The 21,816-nt window shown below is 60.9% G+C and carries 20 protein-coding genes and 1 tRNA gene; 10 read left to right on the forward strand and 11 right to left on the reverse strand.

Translation table 11 applies throughout. From position 1 onward, the window contains the following. Position 1: 1 nt before the first annotated feature. Genes ACGYK4_RS04675 through ACGYK4_RS04690 form a run of 4 tightly spaced genes read right to left on the reverse strand, consistent with a single transcriptional unit; the run spans position 2 to position 3,920 of the window. Positions 2-1,114: a DNA polymerase III subunit delta' gene (locus ACGYK4_RS04675; protein WP_394455323.1), complete on the reverse strand. Its 1,113-nt coding sequence runs from the start codon at positions 1,112-1,114 to the stop codon at positions 2-4. Positions 1,115-1,166: 52 nt separating this feature from the next. Further along, positions 1,167-1,811: a dTMP kinase gene (gene tmk / locus ACGYK4_RS04680; protein ID WP_394455324.1), complete on the reverse strand. Its 645-nt coding sequence runs from the start codon at positions 1,809-1,811 to the stop codon at positions 1,167-1,169. Next, complete coding sequence (locus ACGYK4_RS04685; RefSeq protein WP_394408803.1) at positions 1,808-2,998, reverse strand: D-alanyl-D-alanine carboxypeptidase family protein; 1,191 nt, start codon at positions 2,996-2,998, stop codon at positions 1,808-1,810. Before ACGYK4_RS04685 ends, tmk begins: the two co-directional genes overlap by 4 nt. Positions 2,999-3,020: 22 nt before the next feature. Continuing rightward, positions 3,021-3,920 (reverse strand): SPOR domain-containing protein, encoded by a 900-nt coding sequence (locus ACGYK4_RS04690; RefSeq protein WP_394432975.1) that lies wholly within the window; start codon positions 3,918-3,920, stop codon positions 3,021-3,023. 247 nt (positions 3,921-4,167) lie between these two features. On the opposite strand from ACGYK4_RS04690, the gene ACGYK4_RS04695 reads away from it, so the two are divergent. Then, positions 4,168-4,257: transfer RNA gene (locus ACGYK4_RS04695), tRNA-Ser, on the forward strand. Between the two features lie 222 nt (positions 4,258-4,479). Here ACGYK4_RS04695 and ACGYK4_RS04700 read toward each other — a convergent pair. After that, positions 4,480-5,394, reverse strand: coding sequence for a LysR family transcriptional regulator (locus tag ACGYK4_RS04700; RefSeq protein ID WP_394432977.1), 915 nt, complete (start codon positions 5,392-5,394; stop codon positions 4,480-4,482). A 147-nt stretch (positions 5,395-5,541) separates the two neighbouring features. Between ACGYK4_RS04700 and ACGYK4_RS04705 the strand changes: the two genes are divergently transcribed. The 8 genes from ACGYK4_RS04705 to ACGYK4_RS04740 all read left to right on the forward strand — a co-directional run bounded on the left by ACGYK4_RS04705 (position 5,542) and on the right by ACGYK4_RS04740 (position 13,806). Beyond that, positions 5,542-6,309 carry an ABC transporter ATP-binding protein gene (locus tag ACGYK4_RS04705; RefSeq protein WP_394455325.1) on the forward strand — a complete coding sequence of 256 codons (768 nt, stop codon included), beginning with the start codon at positions 5,542-5,544 and terminating at the stop codon, positions 6,307-6,309. A 1-nt stretch (position 6,310) separates the two neighbouring features. Then, positions 6,311-7,012 carry an ABC transporter ATP-binding protein gene (locus ACGYK4_RS04710; protein ID WP_394455326.1) on the forward strand — a complete coding sequence of 234 codons (702 nt, stop codon included), beginning with the start codon at positions 6,311-6,313 and terminating at the stop codon, positions 7,010-7,012. Between the two features lie 28 nt (positions 7,013-7,040). Further along, positions 7,041-8,243, forward strand: a complete 1,203-nt coding sequence (locus ACGYK4_RS04715) for an ABC transporter substrate-binding protein (protein WP_394455327.1) — start codon at positions 7,041-7,043, stop codon at positions 8,241-8,243. 74 nt (positions 8,244-8,317) lie between these two features. Next, on the forward strand, positions 8,318-9,175 hold the full coding sequence (locus ACGYK4_RS04720) for a branched-chain amino acid ABC transporter permease (RefSeq protein WP_322329523.1): 858 nt from the start codon (positions 8,318-8,320) through the stop codon (positions 9,173-9,175). Beyond that, positions 9,175-10,128, forward strand: a complete 954-nt coding sequence (locus ACGYK4_RS04725) for a branched-chain amino acid ABC transporter permease (protein ID WP_394449869.1) — start codon at positions 9,175-9,177, stop codon at positions 10,126-10,128. The genes ACGYK4_RS04720 and ACGYK4_RS04725 overlap by 1 nt, the downstream gene beginning before the upstream one ends. Further along, a complete protein-coding gene (locus tag ACGYK4_RS04730) occupies positions 10,125-11,246 on the forward strand; it encodes an acyl-CoA dehydrogenase family protein (protein WP_394455328.1) in 1,122 nt (373 codons plus the stop codon). Before ACGYK4_RS04725 ends, ACGYK4_RS04730 begins: the two co-directional genes overlap by 4 nt. Positions 11,247-11,249: 3 nt before the next feature. Next, positions 11,250-12,266 (forward strand): NAD(P)-dependent alcohol dehydrogenase, encoded by a 1,017-nt coding sequence (locus ACGYK4_RS04735; RefSeq protein WP_394455330.1) that lies wholly within the window; start codon positions 11,250-11,252, stop codon positions 12,264-12,266. A 1-nt stretch (position 12,267) separates the two neighbouring features. Further along, positions 12,268-13,806, forward strand: coding sequence for an acyl-CoA synthetase (locus ACGYK4_RS04740; RefSeq protein WP_394455331.1), 1,539 nt, complete (start codon positions 12,268-12,270; stop codon positions 13,804-13,806). A gap of 386 nt (positions 13,807-14,192) precedes the next feature. Here the strand turns inward: ACGYK4_RS04740 and ACGYK4_RS04745 are convergent, their stop codons facing one another. The 4 genes from ACGYK4_RS04745 to hemN form a co-directional block, all read right to left on the reverse strand. Next, positions 14,193-15,977 (reverse strand): TRAP transporter permease, encoded by a 1,785-nt coding sequence (locus ACGYK4_RS04745; protein WP_394455332.1) that lies wholly within the window; start codon positions 15,975-15,977, stop codon positions 14,193-14,195. A gap of 61 nt (positions 15,978-16,038) precedes the next feature. Further along, a complete protein-coding gene (locus ACGYK4_RS04750) occupies positions 16,039-16,992 on the reverse strand; it encodes a TAXI family TRAP transporter solute-binding subunit (protein WP_394432995.1) in 954 nt (317 codons plus the stop codon). A 356-nt stretch (positions 16,993-17,348) separates the two neighbouring features. Continuing rightward, positions 17,349-17,693, reverse strand: coding sequence for a DUF3140 domain-containing protein (locus ACGYK4_RS04755; RefSeq protein ID WP_394455334.1), 345 nt, complete (start codon positions 17,691-17,693; stop codon positions 17,349-17,351). Positions 17,694-17,852: 159 nt separating this feature from the next. After that, positions 17,853-19,208 carry an oxygen-independent coproporphyrinogen III oxidase gene (gene hemN / locus ACGYK4_RS04760; protein WP_394455336.1) on the reverse strand — a complete coding sequence of 452 codons (1,356 nt, stop codon included), beginning with the start codon at positions 19,206-19,208 and terminating at the stop codon, positions 17,853-17,855. Positions 19,209-19,759: 551 nt separating this feature from the next. Between hemN and ACGYK4_RS04765 the strand changes: the two genes are divergently transcribed. Further along, a complete protein-coding gene (locus ACGYK4_RS04765; RefSeq protein ID WP_394408618.1) occupies positions 19,760-20,107 on the forward strand; it encodes a GNAT family N-acetyltransferase in 348 nt (115 codons plus the stop codon). A 259-nt stretch (positions 20,108-20,366) separates the two neighbouring features. Here the strand turns inward: ACGYK4_RS04765 and ACGYK4_RS04770 are convergent, their stop codons facing one another. Beyond that, a complete protein-coding gene (locus ACGYK4_RS04770) occupies positions 20,367-21,113 on the reverse strand; it encodes an ABC transporter permease (protein ID WP_394412804.1) in 747 nt (248 codons plus the stop codon). Then, positions 21,113-21,796, reverse strand: a complete 684-nt coding sequence (locus tag ACGYK4_RS04775; RefSeq protein ID WP_394455337.1) for an ABC transporter ATP-binding protein — start codon at positions 21,794-21,796, stop codon at positions 21,113-21,115. The genes ACGYK4_RS04770 and ACGYK4_RS04775 overlap by 1 nt, the downstream gene beginning before the upstream one ends. Positions 21,797-21,816: the final 20 nt, after the last annotated feature.

Here is a 21,816-nt window from a genome sequence, read left to right on the forward strand (position 1 = left end):
GCTATCTTGGCGCCGTCTGGCCTATCTGCCGCAGGGTATCTAGGACCAGCGCGGCAGGGTCAAGGTTCACCGCCAGCCCGTGACGGGCGCGGTCGGATATCTGCTGCGCCGCGTCGGCCCATGCGCGCCCCTGTGCGGGGTTGGGCGAAAGGCGTTGCAGCACGGCGATCTCATCGGCGCAGGCGGCGCGCGTAGGCGGCGCACCGGTGGCCCCGGTGCGGGCCAGACGCACCAGCAGCAGATCGAGCAGGGTGAAGAGCAGGTCGAGCTTCGCCTCCCCCCCGCGCTGAGCGGCTGCTTCGGCAAGTTTGATGGCACGGCCCCGGTCGAGTTGCGGCAGCGAAGAGATCAGCCCGACGAGATCGGCATAGGTTTTGACCCCGCCCATTAGCGACAGGCGCAGCGCCCCGCCGACCGACCCGCCGGAAAGCTCGGCCAGTGCGGCGGGATCGTCTTCAACCTCCACACCCGAGCCGTCCAGCGCCTCGGCCATCTGAGCCGCGTCGAGCGTGCCGAGGCGTAGAGTGCGGCAGCGCGAGCGGATGGTGGGCAAAAGGCTGGAGGGCTGGTGGCTGAGCAGCAGCAAAACGGCGCGCTCCGGCGGCTCTTCCAGCATCTTCAGCAGCGCGTTGGCGGCGTTGGGGTTCATCTCATCCGCGTCGTCGATGATGACCACGCGGCGGCCCCCATCGGCGGCGGACATCTGGAAAAAGCCGTTCAGCGCGCGGATGTCATCAACGACGATCTGCTTGCGCATCTTCTTGGTGTCGGGGTTCAGCGTGCGGGTGACGGATTTCAGCCCCGCTTCGGACCCGGCGGCCACACGGCGGGCGACGGGGTGTTCTGGGTCGATCTCAAGCGTTTCAGCCGGGGGCAGGTCGAACATCCCGCCATCCGGGTCGGGGGTCGCCAGAAGGAACCGTGCGATGCGCCATGCGAGCGTCGCCTTGCCCACCCCGCGCGGGCCGGTCAGCATCCATGCGTGGTGCAGTTTGCCGCTGTTGAAAGCGTTGAGAAAGGCAGCCTCTGCGGCGCTTTGGCCGATCAGTTTCGGCGTGTCGCGCGGGTGGCGGGCACCTTCCACACGGTCTGGCTGGGGGGCGTCGTCTGTCATGGCCTCGATCTAGCATGTTTCGCCGCAGAGGGAAGCGGGCAGGGCGCGTGGATCAGCCCAAACGCGCGGTGACGGTCGCGGTCACGTCGCGGGCCACGCTGTCGATGTCGCGGCCCCCGTCGATCACATGGAAGCGGTCGCAGAATTCCTCGGCGAGGCTCAGAAAGCCCCCGCGCATCTTGGCTTGAAGTTCCACGCCGAAATCCTCGAACCGCTCCTCTGCCGTCTGGCGCGAGAGGGCGCGTTCAAGGCCATGGGCCGGATCCATGTCGATCAAGAGGGTCAGGTCAGGCTCGACGCCGATCATCAGCGTATGCAGATCGTCCACCATCTGCCGCAGATCGCCGCGCGAAAGGCCCTGATACATCCGCGTGCTGTCGGCGAAACGGTCGCAGATCACGACCTTTCCGGCGTCGAGCGCGGGGCGAATGGTGCGTTCCAGATGATCGCGGCGGGCGGCGGTGAAGAGCAGGATTTCCGTCTGCGCCGACCAGCGGTCGGGATCACCCTGCAAGACAAGCGCACGGATTTCCTCGGCCCCCGGGCTGCCGCCCGGTTCGCGGGTCAGCACCACGTCATGGCCCTGTGCCGTCAGATGATCCGCCAAAAGCCGCGCTTGGGTGGATTTGCCAGAGCCATCAATGCCTTCGAAAGTGACGAAGAGTCCCGGCGCGCGGGCCTTCTCTGCGCTGGTCACGAAGCTTCCGCTTCCACGGTGGGGGCCGCCTGCGGCCCGGCGTTGAGGCGGTTCATCAGATGCAGCGCGGCGGCGGTCATCTTGACCATGAACCCCCCCGGCGCGATGGAGGCCGAGGCCACCAGCGGCACGCGCATGGCAGGCAATTCGCCCCGGTCGACCACCAGTTCGCCCAATTCATCGCCCTTGCTGATCGGCGCTTGGAACGGGCCGGTGTAGATCACCTCGGCCTCGACCTCATCGCCGCCGGTGACGGGCACGAGCATCGACAGATCGTCCTTCAGCTCAAGCCCCACCGACTGGGTCGTGCCAAGGGCCACGGGGGCTTCGGCGATGCGGGTGCCCGCTTCGCCCAGATCGCGCTGCGTGAACTGACGGAAGGCCCAATTGACCACCGATTCAGCCTCCTGCGCGCGGGCGGCGGCGCTGTCGAGGCCGGAAAGCACAAAGATCACCCGGCGGTCGCCCTGTTTGGCCGAACCGACAAGCCCATAGCCCGCCTCATTGGTATGACCGGTTTTCAGGCCATCCGCGCCGATGCCAAGGCCCAAAAGCGGGTTGCGGTTGGTCTTGTTCTGCGGCGCGCGGCCATCAAAGGCGAACTCCCGTTCGGCGAAAAGCGGGTAGAACTGCGGGAAATCGGTGATGATCCGGTTGGCCAGCAGCCCCAGATCGCGCACCGACATCAGATGCCCCGCCTGCGGCCAGCCATTGGAATTGGCGAAGGTGGAATTGGTCATCCCCATCTGCTGCGCGCGCTGTGTCATCAGCCGGGCAAAGCCGTATTCCGTACCATCGGGGCTCAGCGCTTCGGCAATCACGGCGCTGGCGTCATTGCCCGACAGAACGATGATCCCGCGGATCAGGTCTTCGACCGAGACGCGGTCGGTAGTGTCGAGGAACATGGTCGAGCCGCCATAGGACATGGCGTGTTCGGACACGGGCAGTTTCTCAACCAAATCGAGCCCGCCGTTCTGCTTGCCACGCTCCACGGCCTCGAAGGCCATGTAGAGCGTCATCAGCTTGGACATGGAGGCGGGCGGCAGCGGCTCATCCGCGTTCTTGGCCAGCAGCACGGTGCCGGTGGTCTGGTCCAACACATAGGCGGCGGTGGCGCGGGTATCGAAGGCGGCGGCGGGCTGGAGCGTCAGCACCAGTGCCACGGCGGCGGCAAAAAGGCGGATCATAGGAAGCATTTCCTCCGGTTTGTCAGTTCGACACGGCGTAGGCGTCGGTAAAGCCCTCGGCCTTGACCTTCTTGAGAAGGGTATCGAGTTCGGATTTGCTGGTGGCGGGGCCGATCACCACGCGCCAGAAGGGTTTGTTATTGATCGCGCTTTGCTTGACGGTGGGCACCATGCCCGCGCCGCGCATCTGTTTGGCGGTGCGAGTGGCATTGGCCTCCACGCTGAAAATGCCCAGTTGCACGTAGGGTTTGGACAGTTTCGCACCAGCCGCAGGGCGCGCCGGTTTCGGGGCCGCCGGGGCGGGCGGTTTGGCTGCCGGTTTGGCGCTCGCGGTGGCAGGGGCAGCGGTGCTGGCCGTTGCCGCAGGGGCCAGCGCCGTGGCGGTGACAGGGGCAGGGCTCGCAAGAGTAGCTGCAGCGTCACCGCTATTCTCGGCCTCAAAGCTCTCTTCCGGGGCGGCGCTTTCCTCGCGGCGCAGGGCGGTCACATTCAGCGGCGTCGGGGCGCCCGCCAGAATGCCAAGCGCAGCGGCGGCATCCGAAGAGATCTGCAGTTTGGGTCCGGGCAATTCGCGCTCACGCCGGAACAGGGCACCGATGACGAATTTGCCGTTCGCCTCATTGCGCACAATCACGCGTTCAGGTTCGGTGACGTCCGGATGCGCCACCCAGACCCCGCCGAGCGAGGGGCGCCCGTCCCAAAGACCCTCGTCCGTGGCTGAGAAGACCTCAGGTGCTTCGACATCACGTTCCACCAATTTGGTCGAGGTGCTGCGCGGCGCGCTGGCGCCTTCGTTTGCACCGAAAGGGAGTTTGAAATCGCCACCCTCGCAACCGGCCAGCAAACCAACTGCCAGAATGCCCACGCCCAAGCCCGCCGCGCGGCTTTTCTTGATGCGCAACGGTTGATTGTCCCTGCTCATGCCCTTGATGTCCTTGCCTGCTGTCGTCGCGCGCCGCGACCCATGTCCCGCGAGAATGTCGCGCCGTTGGATCGGCACGCCCTGCGCCCCTCTGAAAGGGGCTTTGGCGCAGAGTAACCCGACCGGGCAGCGCTTGAAAAGACCGCGCAGGGCAGATCGGCGAATTTCCCCAAAGGGGTGCGGGGGGCTGGCCGCGAAAATGTGCGTTTGCCGAATCGATCCCGGCGCTCTAGGAGGAGCGTGCTGCGGAGGAGTGGCAGAGTGGTCGAATGCACCGGTCTTGAAAACCGGCGTGCGTGAGAGCGTACCGTGGGTTCGAATCCCACCTCCTCCGCCACCATGCATTCCTATTTGATTTGAATGGGCCGCGTTCGGCGACCTGTTGTAGTGGTTGCAGAGAAATATAGCTGCCTATCGTTTCTCTTGTGTTTCTTTCGGACGCGCCTCAATCCTTCCACTGACTGGTACGGAATGTGGTATTTTGGGAATGGCCCTGCCTGGCTCTCAGAAGGAGCTGTATTTCAGCGACAAGCCGATGCGCCTTTGCGCTATCACGCAATTACGCTTCTGAAGGTGACAACAGTAACCGATCTGCCTTGGAACGGTTTTCAAGAAGCCAATCACGGAACCGCAGCGCTGCAGGGGATGAAGCTTTCAAGCGCGGCAGGATAAGATGATAAGCATATGATGTTTCGAAATCTCGGCAGAAAGGACTAACCAACGCACCACTTTCCAACTCCTCCTGCACTAGCCAGGAGGCAAAAAGAGATACCCCTAAACCATTGATGGTCGAGCTGAGCTGAAAATGACGATCTTCAAGCATCATTTGCGGCTGGCTATGGACCATCTTCATCCCGTTCAAGTCGAACCATTCTTCCCACATCCCGGTATCGTCTACATGCAATAGGGTGCAGCCTGTTACATCCTTTGGTTCGGTGATCGGATGTCTTTCTAGATACTCAGGGCTGCAGACCAATGCCATCTTTTCGGGCCAAAGGGGGTGGACTTCAAAGCCATTCCAGTCGCCCTTTCCCCATTGAATGCCGATGTCCGCAAAGCTCCCGGGCTCGGGCATATAGGCATAGTTATTGTTGTGGTTGTGCATGGATAGGCGCACGTCAGGATATTGTTCGATCAAGTCACCCAACTCTGACGACAACCAGCGGCTGGAAAACATCGGCAAGAGCGCGATACGGATCGCGCCGGCCCGTATTGATAACTGTTCAAGGCCCGTTTGGATCATCTCAAGCCCCCGCCCAACATGCTGCGCAAGCTCGACGCCCTCGTCCGTGAGGGTCAGCCCTTGTCCGGTGCGGTGGAAGAGCCGGTAGCCAAGATCCGATTCCAATTTTTTAATGTGATAGCTCACTGAGCTTTGGCCGATGTTCAAGAGTTGCGCGGCGCGGGTGACATTCCGAGTCTCGGCGGTGAGGCTAAACACCTGTACAGAATTGATATTCCTGATCGGTTTCACGGTGCCGAACTCCTCCGAAGTCTTCGCCCTTTCGAGACCTAACCATCTAAAAATTAGATATCCAAGCGGAATCTTTGAATTTGATTTGCGCCATGGGGCGTCGCTACGCTTCTCGAACCGCAGGAGGAGCGGGGAGGGGAGTATATTATGGCGACACCTGTTTTGAGGGTCGAATCTCTGTGCAAGTCGTTTGGCGGCGTGCATGCGATCCGAGACCTGTCCTTTAATGTGAACGAGGCGCAAATCCTCGGCTTGATTGGACCGAACGGTTCCGGAAAGTCGACCACTGTGAACAGTCTGGCGGGGTTGTTCCCAATCACATCCGGCGCAATTAGCTTGGCCGGCGCCAAGATCGATAATCTGCCTGAATATGATCGTGTGGCGAAGGGTCTGTCGCGGACCTTTCAGACAGCCAGTACATTCACGGAATTCACGGTACGCGACCATATCGTGCTGGGCTGCAACGTAACGCGCACGTCGCATCCGCTGGCGTCTGTATTCGGCATGGGCCGGAAATCCAGCGAGGAAGAGGAACTGGCCGCGCGTGTCGACCGGATCCTCGAGATCACTGACCTTGCGCCGGTACAGGATCACCGCGTGGGCACCATTAGTTCGGCCCAACAACGCTTCCTGATGATCGCAACGGCACTGGCTTCAAATCCCAAAGTGATCTTGCTGGATGAACCCGCCGCCGGGCTGGTCTCGCATGAGCGCAAGAGCTTAAGCGACCTGATCAAGAAGATCCGCGATTTGGGGACTTCTGTGCTGGTGATCGAACACCACATGGCGCTGATCATGGAGGTCTGCGATCGGATCGTCGTGCTCAACTTTGGCCAAAAGATCGCCGAGGGCACACCTGAGGAAATCCGCAACAATCCAGTCGTCATTGACGCATATCTCGGCGAGGCGGCTTGACATGTTGAACGTATCCAACCTCCGCGTCAGCTACGGCGCGATCGAAGTCATCCACGGCATCGACTTGCAGGTCAATCAGGGCGAATGCGTCGCGCTGATTGGCGCGAATGGCGCGGGCAAGTCTTCTACGCTCAAGGCGATCTGCGGGCTGGTTCCGGCTACTGCAGGAACCATTGAGTTCGAGGGCCAAGATATCACCAACCAAAGCGGCCACTCCATCGTCAAAGCGGGGATCACCATGTGTCCCGAAGGGCGTCAGGTCTTTCCGCAAATGACAACGCTGCAGAACCTCAGGATGGGAGCCTATCCGCGTAAGGATGCAGAGCAGGCATCCGATGTTGAAGAGATGATGGACATGTTTCCTATCCTGCGCGACCGCGCCAGCCAGGCGGCGGGCACGTTGTCGGGGGGTGAGCAGGAGATGTTGGCCATTGGCCGGGCGCTTATGGCGCGGCCCAAGCTCTGCATCTTTGATGAGCCATCGTTGGGGCTCGCCCCGAAAATCGTCGCGGAGGTGGGGGAGACTATCGCGAGGGTCAAAGAGATGGGGAAAACCATCCTGCTGGTCGAGCAGAACTCGGCCATGGCGCTGCGGCTTGCCGACCGGGCCTATCTTTTCGAAGCCGGAGAGATCCTGCTGAGCGGGACGGGCGCGGAGCTGCAATCACATCCAGATGTCGCAAAGGCGTATCTGGGCCACTGATACAAACGTTTCTGGGAGGAGACAGAACATGAGACTGACAGCAATAACAGCTGCAATGGTCATGACGGCGGGTGCCGCATGGGCCGAGGAAAAGACGCTCGACATCGGGGTTAGCGATGCGCTGACCGGGGGCGGGGCCGTTTACGGACTGCCGCAGACCAATGCGGTGAAACTGGCCGCGAAAGAGATTAACGCCAGTGGCGGGATCAAGGTGGGCGAAGACACCTACATGCTCAACGTCATCGCCTATGACGACAAGGCCAACCCGACCGAGGCCTCCAACGCCGTACGCAAACTGATCGACCGAGATGGCGTTAAGTATATTCTTGGTTTCTGCTGCTCGGGTGCGACCGGGGCGGTGGCATCTTTCATCGAATATGAAGATGCGGTGATGCTCGTGGGCAATGCCGCTGAGCGGTCGATCACGACCCGCGAAATCCCGAACCTCACGCGCACGCGTCCACCAGCAGATTATACTGGTGCGGCGGCTGGTACCTTTGTCGCCGAAAAGGGCCACAAGCGGGTTGCCGTCTTGGGCGCGCTGGATGTGGGGTTCTACGCCAGCTACGTCGATGCCTTTGAAAAGGAGTTGGAAAAAGCGGGCGGAGAGATCGTGAGCCGGGAAGCATTTGGTCTGAAAGACCGCGACATGTCTCCGCAGTTGACCAAAATCCGCGGCCAAGAGCCTGACGCGATCCTTGTCGTCGGCTATGTGGAGCCAGCAGCCTTTATCTACCGTCAGGCAGTCGAGCTTGGCATCGACGTGCCGCGCTATGGTTTCACCTCCGGTAGCGAAGAGCAGTTTACCCGTGTGGCCACTTCGGAGCAGATGGAAGGCGTTTGGGACCTGCGCCCGACAGAGTTGACGCTGCTTTCGGCATCTGAAAACGGCAAGGCCTACCACGCCAACTATACCGAAGAGTACGGCATCGCGCCCTCACCAAGCTCACCTTATTCCTATGACCAAACCTATGCTTTGAAGGATGCCATCGAGGCGGCCGGGACCGTAGACGACACTGAGGCTGTGGCTGAGGCGCTGCGCGAGATTGCGGTGCCGGATGAGGTTGTCATGCAATACCTGCCTGTCGATGACAAAATGTTCGATCAAAACGGGCAGGCCTACACTTCGAACGGTGCCTTTCAATGGCAAGGCGGCAATTGGGTCTTCGTGCAAGACCTGCCGTCTGACGCCGCCGCGTATTCAGCTTTCCTGAGCACGCTGGACGACTGATCCCTCCCCGGGCGGGGCGCGGGCAGGTTTCCTGCGCCCCATTCTTCTATCTTCTTTAATTCGCAGGGTGCGGCATGGTTGAGGTACTTCAACAGATTATTAACGGCATCGCCATCGGGGGTGTCTATGTGCTGATCGCACTGGGGCTGACCACGGTTTTCGGAATCCTCGGCATCGCGCATTTTGCCCATGGATCGGTCTCTATGTTCGGGGGCTATCTTACGTTCTTTTTCGTCACCAGTTGGGGCATACCCTTGCTACTGGCGATCCTGATTGCGCTTTTGGTCGGGCTTGCCCTTGGCGTATTGATCGAACTTCTGGCCTATCGCCCGGTACGAGATGCCAATCACATCAACGCCTTTATCGTGGCGCTTGGACTGACCATGATGGTTGAGGGGATCAATCTCGAACTCTTTGGGCATGAGCAAGTCGTCATCCCGACCGACTTCTCCCGCGTCTTCAACATCGGCGGTGTCACCATTCCCGAGCTGCGGCTCTATGTGATCCTTGCCGCCGCGCTTTTGATCGCCGCAATGACAGTGTTTGTCGAACGCACCAAAACGGGCCAAGCGATCCGCGCCGTGGCCGAGAACCGCGACGCTGCGATCCTTATGGGGGTCAACGTCAAGACGATCCCGCTGGTGGTCTTTGCGATCTCGACTGCGCTTGGTGTCTGCGCCGGGGTCATGGTCGGGTCGCTTTTTGCGATCGCGCCGGGCATTGGCGAGGGCTTGGTCGTCAAGGGGTTTGCCGTGCTCATCTTGGGCGGTCTGGGGTCGATCCCCGGCGCCGTGGTGGGAGGGCTCGTGCTTGGCATCACCGAAGCGCTCGCCGCCGGTTTCATTTCATCCGCTTATAAGGACGTGATCGCATTCGTGGTGATGATCGGCGTTCTGTTGTTCCGGCCTCAGGGCTTGATGGGGAAAGCATAATGGCTCGTAATCGCACCTTCATCCTTTATGGGCTGGCACTGGTTGGCTTCGTATTGTTGCCGCAGCTCATCTCTGTGAAATACTATATCCACCTGAGCGTGTTGGCCTTGATCTGGGTCATCGCAGCGCAAGGGCAGAACTTGATCCAAGGCTACACCGGCTATGTTTCCATCGTGCAGGCCGGCTTCATGGGGATTGGGGCTTATTCGACGGCGCTGATGGGCATGCACTTTGATCTGCCGGTCTGGCTGACGATCATCCTCGCGCCCTTTGTGACTGCCTTCTTCGCGCTGCTGACAGGTTACCCCAGCCTTCGGGTCAAAGGGCACTACTTCGCCATCGTCACGCTGGCGTTCAACATGGTGATTTTCATCGTCCTGATGAACTTCCACGAGCTTACCCAAGGCGAGGCCGGCATCACCGGCATCCCGAAGCCCGGTGGCAAGGACGCACTGTTCAATTGGCGCGACCGGGAGACGTATTACTACTTCGTACTGATCATCGCGGCATTGATGACGGGGTTAGCGGCACTGATCGTGCGGTCGCGTATCGGGCAAATCCTCGTGGCGATCCGCCAGAACGAAGACCTCGTCGGCGCGGTTGGTATCGCGGCTTGGAAATACAAGCTCTTTGCCTTCGTGACCTCCGCGATGTTCGCGGGCCTCGCCGGTGCGATCTATGCGCATTACCAGAGCTTCATCAATCCGGAGATCTTCGGTATTGCGCAGTCGCTTGATGCGATCCTCGCGGTCATCATCGGCGGATCGGGCACCATTGCCGGGCCAATCATCGGCGCGTTCTTCGTGGTCTTCCTGCCTGAATACCTGCGCTTTGCCGATAGTTTCCGGCTGATCCTCTATGGGCTGGTGCTGGTACTGGCGACGATCTTCATGCCGCGCGGCATTGCCGGTATCGCCCGCGACCTGATGGAAAAACGTCGGGGCCGGACATGAGCCAAGCTTTTCTGGATCAGGTCACGCACTTCGCCAAGGGACGTGTTGCCGCGGAGGCGGCAGCATGGTCCATCGGCGCCGCGCCGGAGCCCGCGCTTTACCATGAGGCCGCCGCTTTGGGGCTTCTGGGTATTGAGGTGCCAGAGGAAATGGGAGGCAGGGGCTTCGGCTTTGCCACCCGCGCTGTAGCTTTGGAGGTGTTGGCCGGAGCAGATTTCGGTTTTGCAATGTCTCTGGTCAATACGCACAACATTGCCCTCAGGCTCTGTGAAGTAGGACAGGATGCCGCCGCACAATATCTGCCCGACCTGCTTTCTGGCCGGATGCACGCCTGCACCGCTTTGACCGAACCCGGCACCGGCAGCGATTTCGCTGCCATTCGCACCACCGCGCGGCAGGTTGCAGGCGGCTGGGAGATCGAGGGGGAAAAAGCATGGATTATCAACGGGCGGCAGGCAGGGCTTTCGATCGTTTATGCGCAATGCGCAGAGGTGGGCGACAGCGATGGCATCGCAGCCTTCCTCGTTGATCTGAATGCGCCGGGTGTCACCCGTTATGCCATCGACAGTGCCTTTTCGCAGACCAGTCTGGGCACCGGCGGGTTTTACCTTTCGGGGGTTAAACTGCCACATGAAGCCATGCTCGCTGCACCCGGCACAGCTTTCAAAGCGATCCTGAAAGAGATCAATGCCGCGCGGACCTATGTTGCCGCAATGTGCAACGGCATGGTGCAAGCAGCACTGGATAGTGCTGCGGCCTATGGCGCTGAGCGTTGCAGCTTCGGTAAACCTCTGAATGCCATTCCACGCTGGCAGACAGAGTTCGAGGCCACGCAAGTCGCCTTGATGCAGGCCCGACGCGCTACGGAGCAGGCCGTCGAAAAGGTGGCACAAGGCGCGGATGCCCAACTTGCGGCTGCTGAGGCCAAGATCAGTTCGGTCTCCTGTGCGCAGACCCAACTGCCAAGACTTTTGCAACTGATGGGGGCCGAAGGCTTGCGCCCGGAGCACCCCTTTACCCGCCACATCGCCGCCGCACAGATGGCGGGCTTCACCGATGGGGCAACAAATATCCTCAAAGACAGGGTGGCGCGTTTGACCGCCCGGAAGGAGAGCTGAACCATGCGTGTATTCCAGATTGAAGGCGACTGGGGATTCGACAACCTCACACTGACAGAGCGCGACGACCCAAGCTGCGGACCGGGAAAGGTCATTGTCGAGATGCGGATGGCGTCGCTCAACTCACGCGATCTGATCGTGCCCGAACGGGGCTATGGCCGAGCGACGGGTGAACTGCCCTTGATCCCTGTGTCCGACGGTGTGGGTGAAGTTGTCGAAGTAGGGCCGGGTGTGACCCGGGTTGCCGTCGGGGACCGTGTCTGCCCGACCTATTTCCAAAATTGGACCGCGGGCGCGCCGAGCCCTGAGCGCTTCGCGTCTGCCTTGGGCGGGCCGCTTGATGGGGTTATGGCGGACCGCATCTGCCTATCTGCAGAAGGGGTGGTCAAGGTTCCTGACTACCTGACCGACGCCGAAGCGGCGACACTGCCCTGCGCCGCGCTCACGGCATGGAGCGCGGTCATCACCCACGGCCAAACCCGCGCCGGGGACAAGCTGCTGGTCCAAGGCACCGGCAGTGTCGCGCTCTTCGCCTTGGCCTTTGCCAAGATGCAGGGGGCGCATGTCACTGTAATTTCCTCCAGCGATGATAAGCTCTCCAAAGTCTCTGAAATGGGCGCAGACGCGACGATCAATTACCGCAGCGAAGAAGATTGGGCTCGTGCCAGCCGACCCATCACCGCCGACCGCGGTGGCTATGACAATATTATCGAATTAGGCGGCGCGAAAACATTGCCTCTGTCTCTGAGGGCCGTGCGGCCCGGCGGGACGTTGTCCATGATTGGGGTGCTTTCGGGGCTGAACATCGAAGCCTCACTGGGTCCGATTGTCGCCCGGCAGGTCCGCCTCCAAGGCGTCACCGTGGGCCACCGCGACGGGTTTGAAGCGATGCTGCGCGCCATGGCCCAGCATAACATGCGTCCCGTTCTGGGAGAGACCTTCAAGTTCGATCAACTGAAAGAGGCCCTAACGCATTTACGCGCCGGCGGCCACTTTGGCAAAACCCTCATCGAGTTCTAACATGTCCGACATTGATACTTCTTGGCAGCCTCGCCACCATCCGGCGGACAAGGCAGCCTTCGTCATGGCCGCCACAGGCGAAAGTGTCAGCTTTGCTGCGCTCGAAGCCCGGGCAAATCAAGGCGCGCATTTGTTGCGCGCTATGGGCATCGAAACGGGTGCGCATATTGCCATTCTGATGGAGAACCGTCGCGAAATGCTGGAGGTCTGTTTCGCAGCAGATCGTGCCGGCGTGTATTACACGACCATCAGTACCCATCTGGGGCCGGAAGAGATCGCCTATATCCTCAACGATTGCGATGCTCAGCTGCTAATTACAAGCGATCGGTTTGCGGGAATAATCGCAAAATTACAGGCGGATTTTGGCAAAGCCTTCGCTGTGCGCGTCGTAGGCGGGGGGGCGGAAGGATTGCCAAGTTGGGATCATGGCGTCGCGGATCAGCCAACCACGCCAATCCCAGACGAGGCCCAAGGGCTTGATATGCTCTATTCCTCAGGAACGACTGGGCGGCCAAAAGGTATTAAATGGCCGTTGGAGTCCGCGCCGCTTGGAACGCGCACGATGCTGGTCGATCTGCTAACCGATCTTTTCGGCTACGGGCCGGATACCCGATACCTGTCCACTGCGCCGCTTTACCATGCAGCCCCATTACGCCACTCAATGGTCACGATCAAATCGGGTGGTACTGCGGTTGTCATGGACCGCTTTGACGCCGAAGAGGCGCTAAGACTTATTGAAGAACATCGCATTACCCACAGCCAATGGGTGCCAACCATGTTCGTGCGCCTGTTGAAACTACCTCAGGAGGTACGTGAGAAATACGACCTTTCCTCCATGCAGATGGCTGTACATGCCGCGGCTCCCTGTCCGATTGAGGTCAAGCACGAGATGCTGGCGTGGTGGGGGGATATTATCCACGAGTATTATGCTGGTACGGAGAATAACGGTTTCACTGCGATAACAAGCCGTGAGTGGCGGGGGCATCCCGGTTCAGTGGGCCGGGCCAAACTGGGGGTCATCCATATCTGCGGCGAGACTGGAGAAGAGCTTCCAGTTGGACAAGAAGGAGAGATTTTTTTCGAGAATGGCCATCAGTTCGCTTATCATAAAGACCCGGAAAAAACCCGGCGTGCCACTAATGAAAAAGGCTGGACAACCCTCGGGGATATCGGTCGGGTCGACGCGGAAGGTTATCTTTACCTGACGGATCGCAAATCTTTCATGATCATTTCGGGCGGAGTGAACGTTTATCCGCAAGAGACTGAAGATACGCTGCTAAACCATCCGGCCGTGCTCGACGCAGCCGTTATCGGCATTCCACATGAGGATTTTGGTGAAGCTGTTCATGCTGTCGTGCAGTTGCTGCCAGATGTCGACGCTTCAGATGAACTGCGTGACGCCTTGTTTGAATTTTGCCGAACAAAGCTGTCTTCGATCAAATGCCCACGGAGTATCGAGTTCCGCAAGAGGTTGCCCCGGACAGAGACGGGGAAGCTGCACAAGAGGCTCCTAAGAGATGAGTATTTGGCGCCAAGATAACTAATCAGACCAAAAGGTTGAATGACACTAGGCCGCGCCCGGCTAGCGGATACAGAACGTCCTCCTTAGTGAGTATCAACGGAGGGAAGCGGGGTGAATTGCTTGATGAGACCATGTTTGAACGCCGGCATTCGGCATTGTGTGTTCTGACCCCGGTCAATTACGCGCGAACCCTGACTATTACAGTCACTCGCTCCTCTGCGAAAAATGGAAGCGCCGTGCGGCGATCGCTCAAGCTGCGCCATCTATTGCAAAGACTAATCGGGCTCTGGGTCCGGCTGGAGGGAAGTTCAGGCGCAGGTCACGCCTCCAATAGAGCGCGAATTAATTCGCGCGTCTGCTGCCAACCATCAACATGACCAATCGCCTACTCTAACGCCGCGCGCTCAAAACCACAGGCCAGAAAACACAACAGCCAGCCCACCTGCGCAAAGCGCGAGCGTCGGCAAGGGGCGTCGTGCGCCGATCAAACCGTATGAAAGCAGGGTCAGCCCCAATGCGACACGACCAGCCGCCAAGAGAGCCGCGAATGGGGCGTCCGATAGGCTTAGCATATCCGGGTTCGCGACCATGCCCAGCGGGATAATGTAGAGCCCAATGCCAAGCGCCATCGCTGTCAGAGCGACCTTCAACCAATTCTCGCCAATCATTCCCGCGGCGATAAAAACAGCGCCGCAGACCGGGGGCGTGATTGTCGAGAGAAGCGCGAACCAAAAGACGAAGAGATGCGCTTGAAGCGGCGAAAGGCCCAATTCGATCAGCGCAGGCCCGGCGACGGAGACGCAAATCACATAGGCCGCCGTGGTGGGCACCTCCATGCCCAGGATGAGGCAGGCAAGCGCCGTCAGCAGCAGGGACGGCCAAAGAAGCCCCCCAGACCCCGCCAGGATGAGAGAGGTGATTTTCACGCCGAGCCCGGTGATCGACAGCACGCCGATGATGATTGAGGCGCAAAGGATGATGGAGGCGATCAGGGCAACCTGCCGCGCGGCATTGAGAACTGCACTTGCCATTCGCGTGGCGATCTGGCGCGGCTCGAAAGTGAGCTGCGCGTTGAAGAACAAGAGCAGCGCCGCTGCGAGGATCGCCATAGCCGCCGCATATTCCGGCGTGAACTGCGCGACGAACATCCCCCATAGCAGGACCGAGAAGGGGACGAGGAAGAAGAGCGATGTGACAACCACGTCGCGCAATGCAGGGCGATCCGCTTCTGCGATCCCTTTGAGGGAGAAGCGCTGCGCGTAGGCGTTAATGCCAGCCCAGACCGCCACAAAGTAAAGCACCGCCGGAAGCGCGGCGGCAGCCATGATGCCGGTGTAGGGCACGCCGGTCAGCTCAACCATCACGAAAGCGCCTGCGCCCATCAGGGGCGGCATGATCTGCCCGCCTGAGGAGGCCACGGCCTCGACCGCGGCGGCGAGGCGTTTGGGGTAGCCAAGCTTGGTCATCGCGGGCAGGGTGATCGCGCCGGTGGAAGCGACATTTGCGGAGGCTGAGCCAGAGATCGACCCAAAGAGCGCCGACGACAAAACAGACACCTTCGCCGCGCCGCCTTTCAGCCGCCCCGCCGCGGCGGCGGCGACATTCATGAAGCCTTGCCCGGCTTCGCCAGCGTTCAGAACTGCGCCGAAGATGACAAAGATCGCCACGACAGAAACGGAGACACCGGTGAGCGTTCCCCAGATGCCGCCCTCGGCGATGGTTAGTGTTCCGAAATAGCTTTCGATCGGCGTGCCGGAATGGCCGAACTCGCCGGGAATATGCTGCCCGAACAGGCCGTAGAGCAGGGCGAGTGCCGCAACCAGTGGCAAGGGCCAACCGATCACGCGCCGCGCCGTTTCCAGCACCACCAAGAGCAGCGTTACCGACACGGCGAGCTGGAAGTTGCTTTCGATGAACCCGTATTGATCGCCAAGCGCATCACTGTTGAAGGCCACCCAAAGCGCTGCGGCGATGCCCAATGCGGCCAAGATGCTGCCAGTGATCCGGCGCAGCGGGGTCTGCGCGTCAAAGACCAATGCGAAGGGCAGGATGAAGGCCATATGCAGCGGCCTGCTGATCAGGTTCGGCACCAGACCCGAAAACACCAGAGCCAAGTGATAGCCAACCAGCGCGATGGCCAGCGCGATCCAGAAACTCGCCGCCAATCGGCTTTCGGGGAGGTTTGTCATCTATGGGGGTCCGGCTTTGGCTGGGCAAGCGCGGCGCGGAAAACCCGCGCCGCGCGTCCTTTTATTGCGAGGTCTCTGTCGCGATCCCAGCTTCTTCGTAATAGCGCAGCGCGCCGGGGTGCAGTTCAGTGGTGATATTGGCCATCAACTTAGGCGTGACATTGCCCCACCAAGGCGAAGTATCGGCCATCTTGGCCTTGTTTTCCCAATAGGTCTTTGTCAGCTGATAAGCCGTTTCATCGTCCATCTTGGTTGTCGTGAAAGCGGCGACGGGCAGGGACGTTGTGGTCACATCCTGTTCTTGGCCCGCATAGGTGCCCGCCGGAATGACAATGCGGGTCCGTTTGGATTGGGTGATCTGCTCGTCCGACAACGGGACAACGGTAACGGGGGTGGAAGCGGCGGCTTCGACGACATTTGGCGCCGGGAATGAACCCGCGGTGACAAAGCCGTCAATCTGCCCGTTCTTCAAAGCGGCCACGGCGTTGCTCAATTCCGCATCCGCGATCTCCACACTGTCTGCCAGCCCGAACATATCCAGATACTTCGCGCCTTCGGTCGCGCCGAAAGACCCTTTGCCCAGCAGGATGCTCTTGCCTTCCAAATCCGCGAGCGCGGTGGCGCCGCTGTCCCGAGACATCACGAAATGCATGGTCAGCGATGGGATCGGGAAGAGCGCGCGAATCTCATCGAAAGCAGGTGCGGTCTTGCCTTCGAACATGGCCTTGCCGTTCTGGGCCAGACCAACGAGCGAGGGCGGGGTGGTGAAGACATAGTCGGCCCCGCGCGCGCGGACTTCCATGACGTTCTGAACCGATCCTTGGCTCTCTTCCACGGTAACCGAGATGTCTCCGCCGCTGCCCGCTTTCATGGCTTCGGCAAGCTCCACGCCCATTTGATAGTAGGACGAGCCCGATTTGGCCGACTTATAGGTCACACGGGTCTCGGCGCTTGCGGCGCCCCCCACAAGCCCCAGGGCCAATGCCGCGCAAATAGTTTGTCTTAATGCATTCATGGTTTTTCCTCCTCCAAGCGCAAGGCGAACGTTCTCCCGGCGAAACAGGTGCGGGACTGCCTTTGTGTGACTTTGTGGCAGCACACTACGGCATTGTCGAGAATGGGGTTTCGCTGTTGGGTGGCTCTTGCAGAGCAATACGGTGGGCCGTTTCGGCCTCGCGGGGGCGAAGAGGGCAGAGGCGGCAGGTTCGCTGCGCCCCGCAACCAGTTCTGCGATGCGCGGATCGGAGACCATAGGGGGCGAGAGATATCGACGCTTGAGTTGCGAAGAAGCGCAACTGTCTGCGCTCCTCCGCCAAGGTCGAAGCCCGATCAAAAGTCCATACCCTTATCACTCGGGCAAGGCGCAGTTCGTCAGCTATCGCCCTTTAGAGGATCATGGCCCCAATTCATCAGCGAATAGCGCCATTTCGAGTCTTCAACGCCATCCTTCGGCCCGCCTTGGGAGAGGTGCCGTTTGATATAGCCAACGACGGTTGCCATGTGATCCCACTGATCGTCGGTCAGGTCGTCCTTGTTGGTGCGTTTGATCTTGACGATCCGGCGGCCGGACTTGTGCCCGGTGCTTTCACCGCTTCCGCGGTCGCCCACGGACTTCGAGTCCTCGGTCTCCAGCCAGTCCTCAAGCTCCGCAGGTGCCATGTTGACCAGATCGCGCCACTCGCCCCAGATTTCGTCCTTCGATTTCGATGAAGACATTTTCTTTCCCATTCCACTACTGGGAAGAAACCGGCCCGCGCGCGCTTTGTTCCGATGGGTCACAGCGGTCCGCCACGGTCGGTGAGGCGCGCGCCGATCTGTCTGCCGTTATCTGGTCAGTGTCCGAACGGCCCGAGCCTCGGGCGAGCCGGTGAAAGCTCAGGAAGCTTGCGAATAGCGCATGCCCTCCGGTACCTCCCGGTCCAGCAGTGATGCGATCATGCGGGTCAGGGCGCGACCTTCGGGCAGGATGTCGAGGCGCGTTCCGGACAAGCGCACGAATGGCGTGAAGCGGGTTGAAATGGCCTTCAACTCGGGCGCGAGATCGAAGGCCCGCGCGCCGAAGGTTTCTGCCAAGGCGTTCAGGTCAAGGGTGAAGTCGCACATCAGACATTCGATCGCCCGCGCGTTCAGGCGGTCCGTATCGTCCAAGGCGTAGCCGCGCGTTCCGGGCAAGTCGCCGTCGGCGATACGCGCGGTGTAGGCCGCCGTCGCGGGGGCATTCTGTAGGTAGCCCCCCGGAAAACGCGAGATTGACGAGGCGCCGAGGCCGATCAAGGTTTGGCAATTGTCATCGGTGTAGCCTTGGAAATTCCGGCGCAGGCGGCGGTTGTTTTTTGCTTGGGTCAGCCCATCCTGCGGCGTGGCGAAATGATCGATGCCGATTGCCTCCATGCCCGAAGCGGCAAAGCGTGCCGCGGCCTTCTCGGCGAAGTGATAGCGTGCGACCGCGTCGGGCAGTGTCGCCTCGCGGATGAGTTTCTGCCGTTTCGCGACCCATGGCACATGCGCATAGCCGAAAAGCGCCACGCGATCCGGGGCAAGGGACAGGGTCTTGTCAATCGTATCCTCCAGCCGCGCCATGGTCTGATGAGGCAGGCCGTAAACCAAGTCAGTATTGAGCGAGGTGACCCCTTCGGCGCGCAACTGGTCGACACAGCGGCGCGTGACCTCGAAGGACTGGAGGCGCCCGATGGCCTGCTGCACCTCAGGGTCGAAATCTTGAATGCCGATAGAGGCCCGTGTGAGGCCCGCGGCGCGCAGGGCGGCGATTTTGGCGGGGTCGATCTGGGTGGGGTCGATCTCGACGGAGAACTCGAAATCCTCGGTCGGCGTGAAGAGCTGATGAAGGGCGCGGTTCAGGCGGTCAATGAGGGCGGGCGGTAGGATGGTTGGTGTCCCGCCACCCCAATGCATCCGCCCCATCCGTATGCCCGCAGGCATCGCGGCGCGCAGAAGCTCAAGCTCGGCCTCAAGAGCTTCGATATAGCGCTCGACAGGGCTGAGCGTCTTGGTGCCCTGCGTGTGGCAGGCGCAGAAATAGCACAGGCGCTCGCAAAAGGGGATGTGGACATAGACCGAGACCGGCACGCCTGGGTCCAACGTGCCGAGCGCTGAGCGCTGAAACGCGGCGCCGACCGCGGGGGTGAAAGCCGCCGCGGTGGGATAGGAGGTGTAGCGCGGCACGCGCGCGTCGAAGAGGCCGAGAGCCTCAAGCATCTGTATCTGTTCCATGGCACCAGTCTAGGGGGCCGCCGTCCTGCGGTCTTTGCGCTGGATCAATTCGGACGCAAAAACTGCGCATTGCCGTCGGTTGGGGGATCGTCGGCCGCCTGGGCTTTGCTACGGTTTTTACGCTCTTTCTGACACCGATCTTCTACCGCGGGGTCGCCGTCTTGGGTGCCGCCCCCGGCGGGGCAGCGCATCGGCTGAGAGCGGAAGTGGAGGGGGGTATAGGCCGTCGCGGGATTGATGCACGCCGCGCCTGCGGTTTCCCGGAACTGCACGGAGTGCAACAGGATGACGAGGGCGGCAACGCACTATCCCCTCGGCGCGCGCCACAGGCTGGATTAACAAACGTGCCGGCAACCTATGCAAACAGCGCATTTCTCCTGCCCTGTTCGATATCTACTCCGGGCGGGTCGGCTTCCCATCTTGGAATTGAGATTGGAGACATCATGCACACCGCCGTTCCAGAACCTCTTTCCGTTCCCCTCCCGCTTCTAAAGCAGACTCTATGCGAACATTACCAAAGGCTTAGCCCCGCTTCGCGCGAGCTGAGATTCATGGGCCAGCTTAACGATGATGCCTTGCTGCGCGTGGTTCGGGGCTCCAACCCCGACCTGACGCTCGGCGTCGAATGCGATGATGCTTTGCGTGCGATACTGGAGCTACATTGCATTGACAGCACCCATGCGGAGATCGGGCTTTCGGTTGAAGACGCCTATCAAGGGCGCGGCTATGGCCGGAGGCTCTTCCATCGCGGTCTGGCCGAAGCGCGCGCGCGAAATATTGAGACGGTGGATGTGAACTTCTTACGCAGCAATATCGCGATCAAAAAGCTCTGCATCGAAGAAGGGGGAGAGATACGTTGCCGTGGGGGCGAATGTGTCGCGCAGCTGTCGTTGAACTGACCGGAAAATTTGAGAGAAACATGTGGAATCTGCCTCTGGCTATCAGGTGAATGGCCGTCACCTAGGTTGAGGCGGCCAATTTTCACGTCTTAGCTTTTTGGTGATGGTGAACCCGCGCCCGACGGGGTCGGTTTCATCGATCTACCATTTCACATAGCCGATATCATTGGCGGTGCCCGGATATCCTTGGACGCTGGAGCGCGGATTGCCATGCCGTGCCGCATAAGGGCAACACGCTATCCATGGGGTTCCAAAGCACCTAAAACCGCCGTGCCGTCCAGCGGGCGAGCGCTTCGACCGCGGACCAGAGCAGCAGCGACAGCGCTGCGAGCACGATCAGGGCCGCGAACATGAGCGCGGTTTGGCCGCGGCCATTGGCCATCAGCATCAGATGCCCCAGCCCGCGGGAGGAGCCGACCCATTCGCCGATCAGCACCGCGAGGGGGCCGTAGACCACCGCCAGACGCAGGCCCGAGATCAGGCCGGGCACGGCGTGGGGCAGGCGCAGCAGCAGTGTTTCGCGCCAGCGGTTGGCGCCCGAAAGATGCGCCAGATCGCGCAGGCCCGGGGGCAGCGCCATCAGCCGGTCGAAGAGGGCCGAGGCGATGGGAAAATAGGTGACCAGCGCGATGGTCACGATCTTAGAGGGCATCCCGTAGCCGAGCCAAAGGGTGATGACCGGGGCGAGGGCGAAGACAGGCACGGCCTGAGCCACCACCAGCATCGGGCGCAGCAGCCAGCGCGCGCGGCGCGACAGGGTCAGCAACAGCGCCGTCTCGATGCCGAGGAAAATGCCTAAACTTAGGCCCAGTGCAAGATTGCCCGCCGACCACAGCGCATTCTGCCAAAGCAGCGCGGCATTCCCGCCCAGCGCTTGTAAGACAAGCCAAGGCCCCGGCAGGATGAAACGCGGCACGCCGCTGAGGGTGACAACAAGCTGCCATATCGCGACGGCGAGGGCGAAGCAGACCATGCCACGCCATAATTTATGCAGCGTAAATACCATCAGGCGACCTGTGCGGGTGAGGCCAGCCCCATGCGGCGCAGCAGATCGGCTTGAGCGGCGAGGGTCTCGGGGGCGTCGATCCGGCGCGGTGGCGGCGTTTTGGGCAGGGGGCAGGGGGCGGCCCCATGGCGGCTCACGATCCAAGCGTGATCGGCGAGCCTCAGGGCCTCCGCCGGGTCATGGGTGATCAGCACGACGGTTCGCCCGCAAAGCAGCCGCGCCGCTAGATCCTGCATTTTAAGGCGGGTTACCACATCGAGGGCAGAAAAAGGTTCGTCCAGCAAGACCATGGGGCGGTCTTCATACAGCGTGCGGGCAAGGGTGACGCGCTGGCGCTGGCCAGCGGAAAGCTGGGCAGGTTTGCGGCGCAGCTCCGCGCGAAGCCCGACCTCGGCCAAAAGCGCGGCGGCACGGTCAGGGTCCGCCCGTTCTCCGCGCAGCCGGGCGGGGATGGTGACATTCTCAACCGCATTCGCCCAAGGCAGCAGTTGATCGTCCTGCGCCATCATCGCAACACGGGGGGCGATGGGACGGTCGTCATCCGTAGCAATACGGCCCTCCAGCCGCGCCAAAGTGGGCAGACCCGCAAGCAGCCGCAGCAGCGAGGTTTTCCCCACACCCGAGGGACCGAGCAAGACGTTCCATTGCCCGGCCTTGAGGGTAAGATCAAAATGGTCGATCAAAGGGCCCGCAGCGCCGTGAA

The organism is Sulfitobacter sp. 1A13368, assembly GCF_043557275.1.
Lineage (GTDB): Bacteria > Pseudomonadota > Alphaproteobacteria > Rhodobacterales > Rhodobacteraceae > Sulfitobacter > Sulfitobacter faviae.